This is a genomic window from Vibrio sp. Isolate32, from assembly GCF_022397955.1.
In the GTDB taxonomy this organism is placed as follows: domain Bacteria; phylum Pseudomonadota; class Gammaproteobacteria; order Enterobacterales; family Vibrionaceae; genus Vibrio.
Genome location: NZ_JAKEUQ010000038.1, coordinates 12,571 through 27,299, shown reverse-complemented (window position 1 = coordinate 27,299; position 14,729 = coordinate 12,571). Strand labels below are relative to the sequence as shown.

Annotated in this window: 10 protein-coding genes and 1 pseudogene; 3 read left to right on the top strand and 8 right to left on the bottom strand. The window is 45.1% G+C overall.

Features of this window, described 5'->3' with window-relative positions:
* Positions 1-269 precede the first annotated feature (269 nt).
* Positions 270-801 (top strand): annotated as a pseudogene (locus L1D11_RS20240) (OmpA family protein).
* 381 nt (positions 802-1,182) lie between these two features.
* On the opposite strand, the gene nhaA reads toward L1D11_RS20240, so the two are convergent.
* From nhaA to L1D11_RS20215, 5 genes are all read right to left on the bottom strand, one after another.
* Complete coding sequence (gene nhaA / locus L1D11_RS20235; RefSeq protein ID WP_239834807.1) at positions 1,183-2,346, bottom strand: Na+/H+ antiporter NhaA; 1,164 nt, start codon at positions 2,344-2,346, stop codon at positions 1,183-1,185.
* A gap of 275 nt (positions 2,347-2,621) precedes the next feature.
* Positions 2,622-3,770 (bottom strand): lipocalin-like domain-containing protein, encoded by a 1,149-nt coding sequence (locus L1D11_RS20230; protein WP_239833218.1) that lies wholly within the window; start codon positions 3,768-3,770, stop codon positions 2,622-2,624.
* Positions 3,760-6,213 carry an ABC transporter permease gene (locus tag L1D11_RS20225; RefSeq protein ID WP_239833217.1) on the bottom strand — a complete coding sequence of 818 codons (2,454 nt, stop codon included), beginning with the start codon at positions 6,211-6,213 and terminating at the stop codon, positions 3,760-3,762. The genes L1D11_RS20230 and L1D11_RS20225 overlap by 11 nt, the downstream gene beginning before the upstream one ends.
* Positions 6,194-6,865, bottom strand: coding sequence for an ABC transporter ATP-binding protein (locus tag L1D11_RS20220; RefSeq protein WP_239833216.1), 672 nt, complete (start codon positions 6,863-6,865; stop codon positions 6,194-6,196). The genes L1D11_RS20225 and L1D11_RS20220 overlap by 20 nt, the downstream gene beginning before the upstream one ends.
* 122 nt (positions 6,866-6,987) lie before the next feature.
* The gene (locus L1D11_RS20215; protein ID WP_239833215.1) at positions 6,988-8,361 is read right to left on the bottom strand and encodes an MATE family efflux transporter; all 1,374 of its coding nucleotides are present in this window, start codon (positions 8,359-8,361) and stop codon (positions 6,988-6,990) included.
* Positions 8,362-8,457: 96 nt separating this feature from the next.
* On the opposite strand from L1D11_RS20215, the gene L1D11_RS20210 reads away from it, so the two are divergent.
* The gene (locus tag L1D11_RS20210; RefSeq protein WP_239833214.1) at positions 8,458-9,918 is read left to right on the top strand and encodes a DUF2867 domain-containing protein; all 1,461 of its coding nucleotides are present in this window, start codon (positions 8,458-8,460) and stop codon (positions 9,916-9,918) included.
* 97 nt (positions 9,919-10,015) lie between these two features.
* On the opposite strand, the gene L1D11_RS20205 is transcribed toward L1D11_RS20210, so the two are convergent.
* The 3 genes from L1D11_RS20205 to rsuA form a co-directional block, all read right to left on the bottom strand.
* Positions 10,016-10,675: a DUF2913 family protein gene (locus L1D11_RS20205; RefSeq protein WP_010441495.1), complete on the bottom strand. Its 660-nt coding sequence runs from the start codon at positions 10,673-10,675 to the stop codon at positions 10,016-10,018.
* A complete protein-coding gene (locus tag L1D11_RS20200) occupies positions 10,675-11,892 on the bottom strand; it encodes a Bcr/CflA family multidrug efflux MFS transporter (RefSeq protein WP_239833213.1) in 1,218 nt (405 codons plus the stop codon). The genes L1D11_RS20205 and L1D11_RS20200 overlap by 1 nt, the downstream gene beginning before the upstream one ends.
* A gap of 192 nt (positions 11,893-12,084) precedes the next feature.
* Positions 12,085-12,780: a 16S rRNA pseudouridine(516) synthase RsuA gene (gene rsuA, locus L1D11_RS20195; protein WP_017060380.1), complete on the bottom strand. Its 696-nt coding sequence runs from the start codon at positions 12,778-12,780 to the stop codon at positions 12,085-12,087.
* A 97-nt stretch (positions 12,781-12,877) separates the two neighbouring features.
* Between rsuA and L1D11_RS20190 the strand changes: the two genes are divergently transcribed.
* Positions 12,878-14,620, top strand: coding sequence for a DEAD/DEAH box helicase (locus tag L1D11_RS20190; protein WP_239833212.1), 1,743 nt, complete (start codon positions 12,878-12,880; stop codon positions 14,618-14,620).
* Positions 14,621-14,729: the final 109 nt, after the last annotated feature.

Here is a 14,729-nt window from a genome sequence, read left to right as displayed (position 1 = left end):
TACTCATGGATAGCCTCGGCCTCAAGACCACAAGGGCATTTTGCCTCAGAGTTAGGTTTAAGAGTCAGGGTAATAAGTGATGCTGTCTGGTGAGACTTTACTATTTTAAAGCCTTCCCAGAATGAAGATAGGAAAGTATGATTCGGCATGGAAACGGTAGTTTGTGTATGATTTTTGTTTGGCGACTAAACCATATCACTTACTACCGTTTTTTTTTGTTTTTAGTTCCCGCTAATCCGCGATGAACCCTAAAAAAGCCCTCCAAAACAATGTCCTTACTGACTTGCTCTAGACGACAGGCAGATAAACATATTGATACACCTGAGACCGAACAAATATCCGACCTACAAGACGATGACAAAGGTGTCGTTGTCCACGCGAGAGACACCTACTCAGCAAAAAACCGCAGCGGCGTTAGTTAGTCGACAATGATGTTTGTGGAGAAACGATTCATACGGAAGAAATCAGACAGCTAAAAATACCCTTTGCTCATAACTCATTTGAAGTGAACCCAATCTTCTCAGACCAGATCAGCAAAATGGCAGAGTTTCTTGAAACCTACAAAAGTGTACCGATTGAAATACAAGGCTATGCGAGTAAAGTTGGTTATAGTAAATACAACTTAGAACTTTCAAAGAAATGAGCTCACCACGTCGAAGATGAGTTGCTATTCAACTGCATCGAACCAAACAAAGTTGTAGGTTACGGTGAGGATCGTAAGAAAGTGAAGGTGACGATGCGGTATCACACGCTTTGAACCGAAGAGTAACCGTAACAGTGTTTGGCTTATACCAATCGTAGTAAATAACTGGTCACCCTAGCTTGTTAAAACCTAGATAACTTCGTTAGAATTTTTGATTGTAGAATAACTACTTATCGAAAAATGCTGCTTTGTTCTCAAGCTTTCTTCCTACCCTATTTTTGATCACTTACTTACTGTGATCAGTATTAAGCAAACAAATCGTTGAGAAGTAGACCATTTTCACCACACTTTAAAAATAGACAAAGATTCGACTATTACAAAACGTAAAGAAAGGCGCTAGATAAAAAGAGAAAAGCCGCGATAGGACTGCCCATCGCGGCTTTTTTTGTTCTTTGTAACCACATAGATCTCGTGAATGACTCTGTGGTTCTTTTTGCTACTCAGTAATAGGCTCAATGGTTAACCGAGCAAATTACCGATTAAAGTTTGACTTCTTGATGCTTAGTTTTCGGTAGAGAAATACTTAGCAGGAAGTAACCTAAGATAGCAGCAGTCGTTGATCCCATCAGGATACCTAATCGAGCAAGCGTATCAAAATCTGCATTCGTTGGTCCAAATGCCAGTGATGAGATAAAGATAGACATCGTAAAACCAATACCACACAACACAGATACCGCGAAGATGTTCATGAAGTTCACACCTTCAGGAAGCTTAGCTACGCCCGTTTTCACAGCGCCCCAGCTGAATAGGAAGATACCCAGTGGCTTACCAACCAGTAGACCCATAGCAATACCAAGCGGTAGCATGCCTGTTAGGTTTGAAATTGAGATGCCTTCTAGTGATATACCTGCGTTTGCAAATGCGAAGATTGGCAAGATTGCAAAAGCAACGTATGGGTGCAGAGCATGCTCTAGGTGTTTCAGCGGAGAATGTTCTCCTTTATTACCTTTCAGTGGGATAGCAAAACCAATGACTACACCAGCCAATGTTGCGTGAACACCAGACTTCAATACAGCGAACCATAGGATCGCACCAACAATTAAGTACACGCTCAGCTTAGTTACATGCTTGTTGTTTAGCATGAACAACACACCAGTCGCGATGAAACCAACCGTTAGTGCAAGCGTTGATAGGTCGCCTGAGTAGAACAATGCAATGATAACAACAACACCTAAGTCATCGATAATTGCGAGAGCTAGCAAGAACACTTTCAAGCTGACCGGTACGCGGTTACCTAGAAGAGCCATGATACCTAACGCGAATGCGATATCGGTTGCTGCCGGGATAGCCCAACCTTGAAGCGCTTCAGGATTACTTGAGTTAAATAGCACGTAAATAAGTGCAGGAGCCAACATACCACCTATAGCAGCGATAGCCGGGAAGATAGCAGTCTCTTTAGACTTCAATGCGCCTTCTAAAAGCTCACGTTTTACTTCTAAGCCAATTAGAAGGAAGAAGACAGCCATTAAGCCATCGTTAATCCAGTGAGACACAGACATACCTAGAACGTAACTGTGCAGGACACCCTGGTACATTTCGTTCAATGGTGAGTTTGCTACAAACATTGCGATCGCCGCAGCGATGACTAGGATGATGCCGCCAGCAGATTCCAATTTAAAGAAGTCACGGATGACGTCGGTCATGATTTCGCCCTTATATTTATTATTTAAATAAACGAATAACAAAGAATAACCCGGAGTTTATATCTAAGCTTTATCGATAGATAATCACTTCTTCGGATGTTTAACTTCGGTTTTTCCTACAAATACTAAACAATACGTCGTATATCCCATAATGTTGTTATGCACCATAAAATAAGTATAGATGAGATCACCGAGGCTGTATGCACAAATAATTCGAGTCTGGTAGGAATAGAAAACATAAAAAAAGGCTATCAAATGATAGCCTTAGGTGTTTTTTAGTAACCTGTCAACTGCATAAAGCCTGTTGCTTCATGGCTTCCACTCGCCATAATCGGCCCTTCCCAATATGGTATGACAAAAGGTAGCCACATATCCCTACGTTTGATACGTGTCGTGAGGTTGATATTGTGTTGAGGCACATTAATAATCCATTGCAGTGGCATTCTTCTACCATTCAGTAGCGTCGTATTCTGCAAAGGCTTGATAGAAATATCGGAGTCCGTGAGCTGATACACTTTGCCAGAACGAGTAGCTAATGTTCCGAATACATAAGGCAGCTGTTGATTATGGCGATAGCGGTTAATGCTCAGCGCAGTACCGTCATCAAGGTTAAATACAAACCAATCCCAGCCTTGCTGACCCACTCCGAGTAAGCCACTACCCCACTCTTTATGTACCCAAGCTGTGCCTTCGACTTCCTTGGCAACGCCATCCAGATTCAACACGCCACTTAGAGACAAGAACGGAGCGCTGAAGTTATAAGACGCAACTGGTAATAAATCGTGCTTTTTCTGATAGCCGTTATCGCCGTTGAGCACATATGGACCTTTCGCTATAGTGTCGAGTTCAAGGCCAAACGTATCAGTTTGCACTTGAAGGCGACCAGGAAATGGTGTGCTACCAAGTGCATTCCAGTTCCAATTATCAATCCAAATTCTAAACGGACGACTGGTCATTCCCGCCTGACCAATACCGCCACGCGCTAAACGCTGTTCTTTCCAGACTTTGGAATCAGAAGAAATCACAACATTTGAAATATAGACCTGAGGACTTTGCCATCCCGGAGTCTCACGTTCGTCAGTAGCTATACGGAAGAAGCTCCACTGTACTGAGTACTTTTTACCGTCATCCCCTTTAAGAGAAGCAAAGTAATGCCACCACTCATGTTGGAATTCTGGGTGGAACTGGAAGTCGCGAGGCAATGAAACACTGCGATCTGGAAGCACAGGCTCAAACACATTGAAATGTTCGCTAACCAGTACTGAGTTAACCTCGTTAACCCCCTTTTCACCAACGTCAACAAAATAAGAGTAGTACGCCCAGACACCTAAAATAGTACCAAAGAAACCAATCAGTAATAGAGATGAAACAAATCGGTGTCTGAGTTTCGTTGAGCCATTTCGTTGAAGCATATTAAAGCGCATCCCTCAATGATTTCATCGGGGTGTTCCGAATCATTCTCATCACTGGTAAAGCACCAGCTAACATCAATGCTGCCATAGCCCACGCAAATGTCTGTAAATAGTCCCAAGGAATCACTTGTAACTCGAGTGACCACCCAAAAGACTGCTTAATAACGATATCAACAATCAAGCTTGCTAACGCTAAACCGAGCGGAATCGCAATCAAGGAAGAAATAAGTCCGAACACAAACAGCTGTAAACTACCAGTCAGAATCAGTTCTTTCGCAGAGACGCCCAAACAGCGCTGCAATGAGATATGCCTTTGTCGTGACACCTCGCCAGCTACAGTCGCGAAGAAGATACCGAACACGGCTATTACCAAGGTAATGTTACCCAAGGTATCGGCAATTGCGAAGGTTCTATCAAACACTCGCATCGCCTGACTGTGAATATTGTTGTTATCAAACACGCGTTCAGAGCTAAGCCTGAATACGCTTTCTAAACGGCTTCTAAGACCAACAGAATTGACGTCATCTTGGAGTATCACGCCAAGTCCGACATTACCCCGACCAGCAAAACCATACAGCCAGTTTCGGTGGGACATCATCACTTGGTGATAAGGGTTGCCATAATCATAATAGACACCAACGACCTGCCAACCAGAACCGAGACTATCATTGAGATCAATGTAGTCGCCCGGGCGGATACCCAGTTTGAGAGACATTGACTCACTGATCAACACACCTTTGGAGTGGTGCAGGTGATACCAATAGTTAGGAATACCAAGTTTGATCGTAAGCGCTTCTAGTTCGCCTTCAGAAGGGCCAGTACTGACCACCTGAATACTGCCGACTGGAGACGCAATGTCTTTCTCCCAGCGCCACCAAACCGAATCCACTTCAGGTTGGTTTGACAGCCAGTTACTCATACGAGCAGCGGCATTGTTGGTTGGGTAGATGTAAAGATCTGCGGCCAAACGCTGTGTTAGCCATTTATCCGTAGTATCCCTAAAGCTACCGACCATGGTTTCTACACCAATATTCGCAGTTAGCGCCAACATAAACGCCATTGTTGCTACACCACGATAGCTCATACTTGACGCTGCATCAGCAAAGAACCAGCGAGCTCGAACCCAGCGCAATGAATAAGATAAGCTATTAAATAACTTCCACATCAAGAATGGCGTAAACAAAGCCACACTAACGAGCATCAATGCAATAATCGCAAAGCCAGACTCTTGAGTCTGAGGAGCTTGATACACAGCGACAGCTGCAACCAAGAAGCCACAACCGATCAATGCTTGCCAAGTAAATTCCGTACCGGCAAAACGCATCAAAGACAATCGAGAGGTCAAACGAATAGGTTGCGACCTTAGTAAACGAACCAATGGCCAAGCACACGCTAGGAATGCACCAAGTAGTGTCATTAGCAAGCTGTAGCCGCTCCATCGCCAATTCCAGTCGATAGTTAGGCCAACGTTGGCGTCATATAAGTCACCTAAGCTTGAAGATACCGCCGGTAACAATTGGTTAGCCAACATGACACCAAATACATTACCGCAGATCCAACTCAGTACCACCAGTAGCAGCAATTCTAAGCAAAGCGCTTTAGCCAGTTGCCAGCCAGACACACCCGTCTGTCTTAAGATTCCAACTAACGGCTGACGTTGAATAAACGACAGTGACATCGCTTGATAGAAAATAAACAAGCCAACCACAAACGACAGCATACCCATCGCTTTAAGATTTAAGTGAAAAGCACTAGTCAGCGACTCTAGCTCCGCTTTAGAGCTGCGGGTGATCGTCAACCCATTCGGCAACATATTTTTTAGGCGCTCAAATTTCTCAGTAGACATGTCTGAGCAAGCAATCACTGAGAGTCCTGCACTGCGTTTAAGCATGCGGAGCAAGGAAATATCTGCAATTAACCTGGTGCCATTAATCAGGTTGTTTTGATCGACAACCACGGGACCAAGCTCGGAGCCATCCATCAGAGGAATGTAATCACCGTTGTTCCATTCCATATGTTCAGCAAGATCATCACTGACAAGGATTGGATATGGCGGTTTCATGAGGTTTAAAGTGGTGAGATCTTTTAACGCAATACCCGGCTGCAACTGAAGCATAGAAACAGGGTCTATGCCGATAAGCATGAAGTTCGCGCCGTTTTCATCAGTGATACGATGGTGGTCAAAAGGAGAGCACTGTTGAAAGCCATCACGGCGAAGCTGGATATAAAAACCTTGTGGGATCTTATTAGCGTTGTGTTTTGGTCGAATACGGTAAGGAAGAGGATTCGAAAAGAGTTTTTCGCCATGTGCATAGCTTTGCTTGGCGTGTTGATTGATAGCAGTAACACCAACCAAAAGTGATACGCCGAGGGTTAAACCAAGCCATACCAAGATAATCTGAAGTGGGTAACGTCGATAGTGACCAAGTAGCGCTTTAACTACGGGCCATAACATGCAGTTGCCCTCCTTGTAAGCGAATTCTGCCATCCATATGCAGTGCAACTTTCTCACTGTGTGTCACCAGCAACAAGGTACATTCTAATTGGCGGGTCAAAGAGGTCAGCAAACGCATTACCGCTTCGGCGTTACGCTCGTCTAAACTTCCGGTTGGTTCATCGGCCAACAAGATTTTTGGTTCCATATACAACGCACGAGCAATGGCTGCACGTTGTTGCTGGCCACCAGACGCTTCTTCAGGGTAACGTCCGAGCAAAGGCATCAGGTCTAAAGCAGAAAGAATCTGTCTCCAGAGTCCCTTATCTTCAGGTAAACCTTTTAACTGGCGACAAAAACGGATGTTGTCGGCAATGTTAAGCGTCGGCAGCAAGTTGAACTGCTGAAAGATATGACCGATGTTGTTTCTACGATAAGCGGTGCGGTCACGCTCGGTAGAGTCGTGCATATTGAAGTGAGGGAAAGCTATTTCACCTGAATCAGCGAGGTCTAAACCCGCGATAAGGTTCAATAAAGTACTCTTGCCAGAGCCACTTTCTCCCATTAATGCCAACTGGTCACCTTGGTTTAATGTTAATTCAGCACCTTGCAAAACAGGGTGAAACTCTCCCCCATCGACATAGCCTTTACACAGGTCTGACAGCTTTAACATTAAACAGCTCACATTAGTTAGAATTTGGAATGAGAATCTACACTAATTCCCTGTTAGGAGGAAGTATTTTGAAAGATAGATCACACACCAACGATAAAGTGATGGAGTTGATGCGCTCTACTTCAACTTCCTATCAAGTTTTTAATCCATTTTCTTGTTTTCATGCGATAGAGCGACCCGCCCCACTTAAGCACTTCTTCAGTGAGGAAAAGTAAATACACCCACTCAGGTGGAAACTTGAGGTAGATAGCCGCGATAGCAGCTAATGGAATGCCAATCACCCACTGTGCAATCAAATCTTGATACAGACAGAACTTAACATCACCGCCCGCTCTCAATACGCCAACAATTACGGTCATCGGAATAGAGCGGATAACAATGCCCACACTGAGTATTAAAATAAACTTCTCAGAGAGTACACGTGTTTCTTCCGTTAAAGCACTAAAGGCATTCAAGATTGGCGCTTGGACGAAATAGAGAAAAATCGCCACAACAATACTGGTTAAGAAACACAGAATCGTTAAGCCTAATGCTTGATAATAAACCGCTTCATTGTTCTTCGCGCCAAGTTGGTTGCCCACCAAAACAGCCGCTGCATTGGACAGACCGATCAATAAACTCAATGAGATAGATTCGACTGGTGTCATCACCGAAAGTGCCGCTAAACCTTGAACACCCGATTGTCCCATGATCGCGTGGTAAGCAAACAAGCCACCCGCCCACGCTAAGAAGTTAAACGTGGTTGGTAAAGACAACTTCAAGAAACGAAAGACTTTCTCAACTGTCGCAGCCGCTTTGATATCACAAAATTTAAAAGCTAATAGGTGTTTAGAGCAATAGAGGTAGCCATATAAGGTTGCCACTTCAATGGCGCCGCTCAATACCGTCGCAATCGCTGCGCCTTTGATTCCAAGCGATGGAAAGCCCAAATTACCAAAGATCAAGACCCAGTTTAAGAACACATTAGAAAGGATGCCAATACCACTAAAGAAAGTGCTTAACCCAGGTTTGTGCATCGCTCTCAAACCTACCGCCATACTACTGACGCACGACACGGCCAGCATGCTAAATGAGGTGATGACGATGTATTCAACACCGAGGCTGATGACCTCTTGAGAGTCGGTCGTCACACCCATGATTTGCGAAGGGAAAGAAACGAAGAAAACAATGGTCAGCAACGCAAACAGGGTCGAAACCAGCCACGTCAGCGCGGTACTTTCTCTGACGCCTTGTTTGTTTCCCGCACCCCAGTATTGAGCCGTTAGCAGAGCACCACCAGTGGTCACACCCACCAGCATAATAGTCGTCACAAACATCGCACGGCTTGCGACACCAACCGCCGCAATATCTGCCTCCCCAAGTTGGCCTAACATCAGCACATCCACCAAACCTCGGCTTGAAAACATGATGCTCTGCAAAGTGATTGGCAAAGCAATGGCAATCAGCCTGCGAACAAAGTCACCATGTGTATGATGGATAATTGAAGAGAGCAGCATAGGCACACCTGAACGGAACGTGTTGATGAATATAGATAAATATCGCGCTATTATATCAATGTTCGGTTTTTAACCACAGATATAAATGGAGTAACGATGAAGAAAGTACTGGTTTTAGGCGCTTCTGGATATGTTGGTTCACAGTTGCTTCCTCTGCTGCTAGAACAAGGTTATCAAGTAACCGCTGCAGCAAGGCACATCGACTACTTAAAAGCGAGAACCGAGCCTCATGAGAATTTATCACTCGAATATCTCGATCTGGCTGACCAAGCGGCAACACAAGCTTTAGTCCCCGATTTTGATCTTATCTTCTTCCTCGTCCATGGAATGGCAGAAGGCCACGACTTTATTGATTACGAGTTGAACCTAGCTCGCAACTTTGTCTCTGCACTTGGCCCTATAAACCAGCACGTTATCTATCTAAGCTCGCTGCAGCCTCAAACCGGTGACTCAGAGCACCTTCAAGCGAGAAAGAAAACCGGTGAACTACTTCGTAAAGGACCAGTACCGATAACCGAACTTCAAGCAGGCGTGATCATAGGCCCAGGCTCTGCGGCATTCGAGATCATGCGAGACTTTGTGTACAACTTGCCGATTATGATTGCGCCAAAGTGGGTCGACTCAAAAGCTAACCCTATCGCATTGAAAAACCTCAATCACTACTTATTAAAGCTCGCGCAAGATACCCCAAGCGACAACCAGACCTTTGAGGTTGGTGGTCCAGATATCGTTTCTTATCGCAATCAATTTGCTCATATTGCCAAAACAGCCGATCGTCCACTCAGGCTGTGGGCGACATCGCTACTGACACCAAAGATTGCTTCATATTGGTTAGGTGTGGTGACTTCTGTGCCGTCCAACATAGGCAGAGCACTGCTTGCAGGCTTAAAGCACGACTTCATCGCCAGTTCGACCACCATCAGAGAAAAGTACCCTCAGAAGCTTGTCTCGTTTGAGAGCATGGTTGAACAAGCCATTCACGCTGAAGAAAACTTTGTCAAAAGCAATGTGTGGGGCTTTGATAAAACCGCCTTCAAACGCTGGCAAGCGGGATACGGTTATTACCCGAAGAAAACAGGCGCAAGTATCACTTCAAGCGCTTCACTGGAATCGCTCTGGCACGTAGCTCAGCAAATCGGAAGCCCGAAGCAAGGTTACTTCTTCGCTAACGCTTTATGGCGCACACGCGAATGGTTGGATGTTCTTTTCGGTGGCGGTGTACCGGTTCGACAAATGCCAGAAGGACTCAATCTAAAAGTCGGTGACAAAATCGATTCGTGGAAAGTCATTCGTTGTGAAGAAAACCAGTTTTTATCTCTACTATTTGGAATGAAAGGCCCCGGTTTAGGGCGACTTGAAATTACCGTCTCTGAGCACGGTGATTCTCGCGAGCTGAACATCTCGGCTTGGTGGCATCCAAAGGGCTTTCTAGGATTACTGTATTGGTTTGCGATGATGCCAGCCCACCTGTTTATTTTTAAAGGCATGGTGAAGGCGATTGAGAAGCAAGCTAAAGAGCAGATGCGGGATTCGAGTGTCGAGATGCGAAGAGATTAAAAGCGGATACGTATTCAAGTGGTGAGATGAGAAAAGATAAGAAAGATGCGAGTAAGTGGCTCTTCGTATCACTTATCTCGCATCTCGTATCTATCCGTTAGCCAATAACGCTAATTGGGATCTCAGCCAACTGGTTGCCTTGGTTAGCTGGGTATACGATGTATTCACCGTGGTACTTCACTGCAGACTTATAGTCCGTCACTTTGTGAAGCATAAAACCCGCTTCCATCGCAGCTTGGATAAACTCAGCGTGGTTACCACGAACAAACCAGTTCATTGGTTTAACCATCAACTCACCGTCAAAAGAGTCGTCGCACTGTTTACCACACAAGGCAAAAGAGTGCTCACCATCGGTGAAGAATTGAATCTTACCGCCAGTTGTTAGCTCATCTTCACTCGATACGCTCCAACCCATCTCGTACATTTTGTCCATGAACGCTTCAACATCACTGTCTTTTAGCGCTTTAGGCTCTTCGCCTTCAGGGAAAAAACGTCCGTAAAACGCAGAAATACGTTTAAAGGTAAAAGTTAAATCAGAGTTGTTGCCTTTTGAGCGACCCTGTTTCTGCCAGCGAACCAAGTCCGGCACAATCACACGATCATAAGCTTGAGATTTAATCGCTTTTGTTACCCAACGAACAAGGTAAAGGTTGTTCGCGATAGGCGCGTCAATGGCTTTGCCTGACTTATGTAGAGCGTACAGCTCGCCTAACGCATCATTCACTAACTTCTGAATTTCAATATAGTATTTTGACATTATGCCTTCTTTCCTAATGTCCAATATAGTAATGCTGACAGTATTGCACATGCTGCCATCACCATAGCCATTGGTCCTGCAGTGTCACTTGGTAGCATGGCAACAATTGCCCCCACCACAGAACCAGTACCAAATCTTAATGTGCCCGCAAGCGAAGACGCTGTACCGGCCATATTCGGGTATCCGCTTAAAAGCAGTGCCATCGAGTTACTACCAATAGTAGACAGTGTGCCGATAAACAGCATCACGAATGGCACAATACCCCACAAACCGATATCTAACATCCAACCGACTAACAGACCTAAGCCCGCAAACAGTTGAATGGTTAAGCCGACTCTGAGCATAGCGTGAGAGCCCACTTTCTTAACGATTCGACCGTTGATGCTCGTCATCAAGATCATAGCAACAATGTTCATACCAAACAGGTAGCCAAACAGATCAGGGCGAACACCATAGATATCAATGTAAACGAATGATCCAGCCGTTAAGAACGCAAACATCCCTGAAAAAGAGAATGCACCAGAGAAAATCAAGCCCATCGCCGTTGGGTTCTTACACAAACGCGCGTAATTACGAATCGTTGTTTTAAAGCGCAGTGGCTGTCGCTTTTCTACAGGGAGCGTTTCAGGGATCTTCATCGATACCGCTAGAATTACGATCACAGCGAAGATAGCCAGTACCCAAAAAATAGAGCGCCAACCAAACCATAATGCCAAGTAGCCACCAATCATCGGAGCCACCAATGGCGCTACCGTCATCACCAAGGTAACGAAAGACATAGTTCTCGCGAAATCTTCACGATCGAACATATCTCTTACCACCGCTTGGATGATAACGGCCGCAGCAGCACCAGCAAAGCCTTGAGCTGTACGGATGTAAGTCAGCGCTTCAATGCCGTGCGTTGTCGCACTCACCATAGAAGCGATAGCAAACAAGAGCACACCAATAAGCAGTACAGGTTTACGACCGTAGCTATCCGCCAACGGACCATGCAGTAACTGTCCCAGAGCAAAACCTGCGGTATACGCTGTGAGTGTGATCTGCACTTCACCCGCTGTCACACCAAGATCTTTGGCAATCGTAGGCATAGCGGGCAGGTACATATCGATGGCGAGTGGTGTCAGTGCACCAATCGCACCCAGAACCAAAAATAGCATCCAACCTAACTGCGGAGTTTGTGGTTGTGAGTTTGGTGTCTGTTGGATAGATGTTTGCATAACTCTCCGACTAAGTACTAGGTTTTATGTGAGCACGAGCATGCACGCAGTAATATACGAACACGCACAGTGATACACGAATATGCGCACACATACATGAACATATAGTAATAATGGCTGAAACTGTCCTAGTACCAGTCAAAATAATCAGCCGACGCTATCCTTGGTCGGCTACATCCACGATAGAAAGGGTTACTTCCAGATAGAGTCGACTTCTTCTTGTGTTAGGTAACGGTATTCACCTAACTCTAAAGATTCGTCCATCTCAATTTCGCCAATACGTTCACGGTGCAGTGCTTCTACCTTGTTACCAAGTGCTGCAAACATGCGTTTAACTTGGTGGTATTTTCCTTCGTGAATCGTTAGCAGCACTTCACGTTCTGCACGAACTTCTAGGTGTGCTGGAAGTGTTAGGCCATCTTCGCTCTTAAGCTGGATGCCCTCTTTGAATTTCTCAACGTAATCGTCTTCAACAGGTTCAACCAACCACACACGATACGTCTTCTCGCACTTATGCTTTGGCGATGTGATACGGTGAGACCACTTACCATCGTCGGTAATCAACACAAGGCCTGTTGTATCAATATCTAAACGGCCAGCAAAGTGCAGCTTGTCCATTTTGATTTCATCGAGTAATTCAAATGCGATACGATTTGCGCCATCTTCATGCGAACAAACAAAGCCTTCTGGCTTATAAAGCATGATGTAACGTGGGCCATGAACATTCAGTTCATTGCCTTGCCATTCCACAACGCACTCTTCAGTTACCTTGAGTGAACCGCTTTTTTGAATGACATCATTAACTGTCACTGCCTTGGATTTTAATAAGTGTGTTGCTTCTCTTCGGGTGACGCCTAATGCATCGCACAGAAATTTATCTAAACGCATGAATACCTCAACTAATCTAAGTCGGGTATTATAGTCACCTTTGCTCAATTAGTTGAGCTATTTCACACTATTTGTTTTCCTTCTTACAAGACGCGATATGTATACACTCCGCCCGTACCAAGCTGATTCCGTAAAATCAGTGATTCATTACTTCAGAAAACACCAAACTCCGGCTGTTCTCGTGCTACCGACAGGAGCAGGAAAAAGCCTTGTGATTGCAGAACTGGCAAGGCTTGCGAAAGGTCGTGTATTGGTACTTGCTCACGTAAAAGAGTTGGTTGAACAGAACCATGAAAAATATGAAGGTTACGGACTAAAAGGATCGATTTTCTCAGCGGGTTTAGGACGTAAAGAGACCGACCAACAAGTGGTGTTTGCTTCGGTGCAATCCGTCGTTCGAAACCTCGACTCATTCTCAAACCAATTTTCACTGTTGGTTATCGACGAATGCCACCGTGTTCCCGATGAAAAGACCAGTAGCTATCAGAAAGTAATCACTCACTTGCGAGAGAATAATTCTGGTATCAAGGTGCTTGGATTAACGGCTACCCCATATCGTCTTGGGATGGGTTGGATTTATCAATATCACACTCGCGGGCAAGTGCGTTCAGATGAGCCACGCTTCTTCCGTGACTGTATTTTTGAGCTGCCGATTCGTTACCTACTCGACGAAGGCTTCTTAACACCTGCCCGCATGATCGACGCACCCGTTTTGAGCTACGACTTTTCGCAGCTAAAGCCTGCTAGCACAGGTCGCTACAAAGAAGCTGAACTCGACATGGTGATAGAGCAATCGAAACGAGCAACCCCACAAATTGTCGACCAAATCATTCACCTAGCCCAAGACAAACTAGGCATCATGGTATTCGCTGCGACCGTTAGGCACGCTCAAGAGATCCTCGGCTTATTGCCAGAAGGTGAAGCTTCAATTGTAATTGGCGACACACCAACACTTGAACGTGACCAAATCATCAGTGATTTCAAAGAGCGTAAAATCAAGTTCTTAGTCAACGTATCGGTATTAACCACAGGTTTTGACGCGCCGCACGTCGATTTAATCGCGATTTTGCGACCTACAGAGTCCATCAGTTTATACCAACAGATCGTCGGTCGCGGCTTACGCCTGTCACCAGGTAAAAAAGAGTGTTTGGTGCTCGACTATGCAGGCAACAGTTATGACCTTTACCAGCCAGAAGTGGGCGATCCTAAACCGGATTCAGACAGTGAAATTATCACTATCCCTTGCCCTGCCTGCGGCTTCAATAACAACTTTTGGGGCAAGCTAGACAGCAACGGTTTCTTGCTTGAACACTTTGGTCGTAAATGCCAAGGCTACTTTACTGATGAAGACACTGGCGAACGCGAACACTGTAACTATCGCTTCCGAGCGAAATATTGTGGTGAATGTGGCGCAGATAACGATATTGCCGCGCGTATTTGCCATGAGTGTGATGCAACCTTAGTTGACCCAGACAAAAAGCTCAAAGATGCACTGAATCTCAAAGATGCCTTGGTATTTGAGTGTTTAGAAATGGACCTCAACGTGCTTAAGGACGAGAAAGGGAAATCACAACTTAAGGTCACCTATCGCGGGGAAAACCAAGCACAAGTCCATGAATTTTGGTCATTAACCACCAAGAAACAGAAGCAAAACTTCAAAGATCAATTTGTTCGCCCTCACCTTGCGGATAGACACAGGCCTTTTGAGGAGGCGTCACCGTCGAAAGTGGTTGCTCACCAACATAGGTTCCGCCCACCTCAATTCGTGATTGCACGTAAAATAGGACGCTTTTGGAAAATGAGAGATAAGATATTCGAAGACGAACTCCAACAACGCTAGATCTTATGCTCTTAACACCCAAAGTTTAGCCTTCTGTTCTAGGGCGTTACTATTAAGCGTTAAGTTTTCGGTATCAAATTCTCATTATTAATCAAGTTCACTTTCTGTT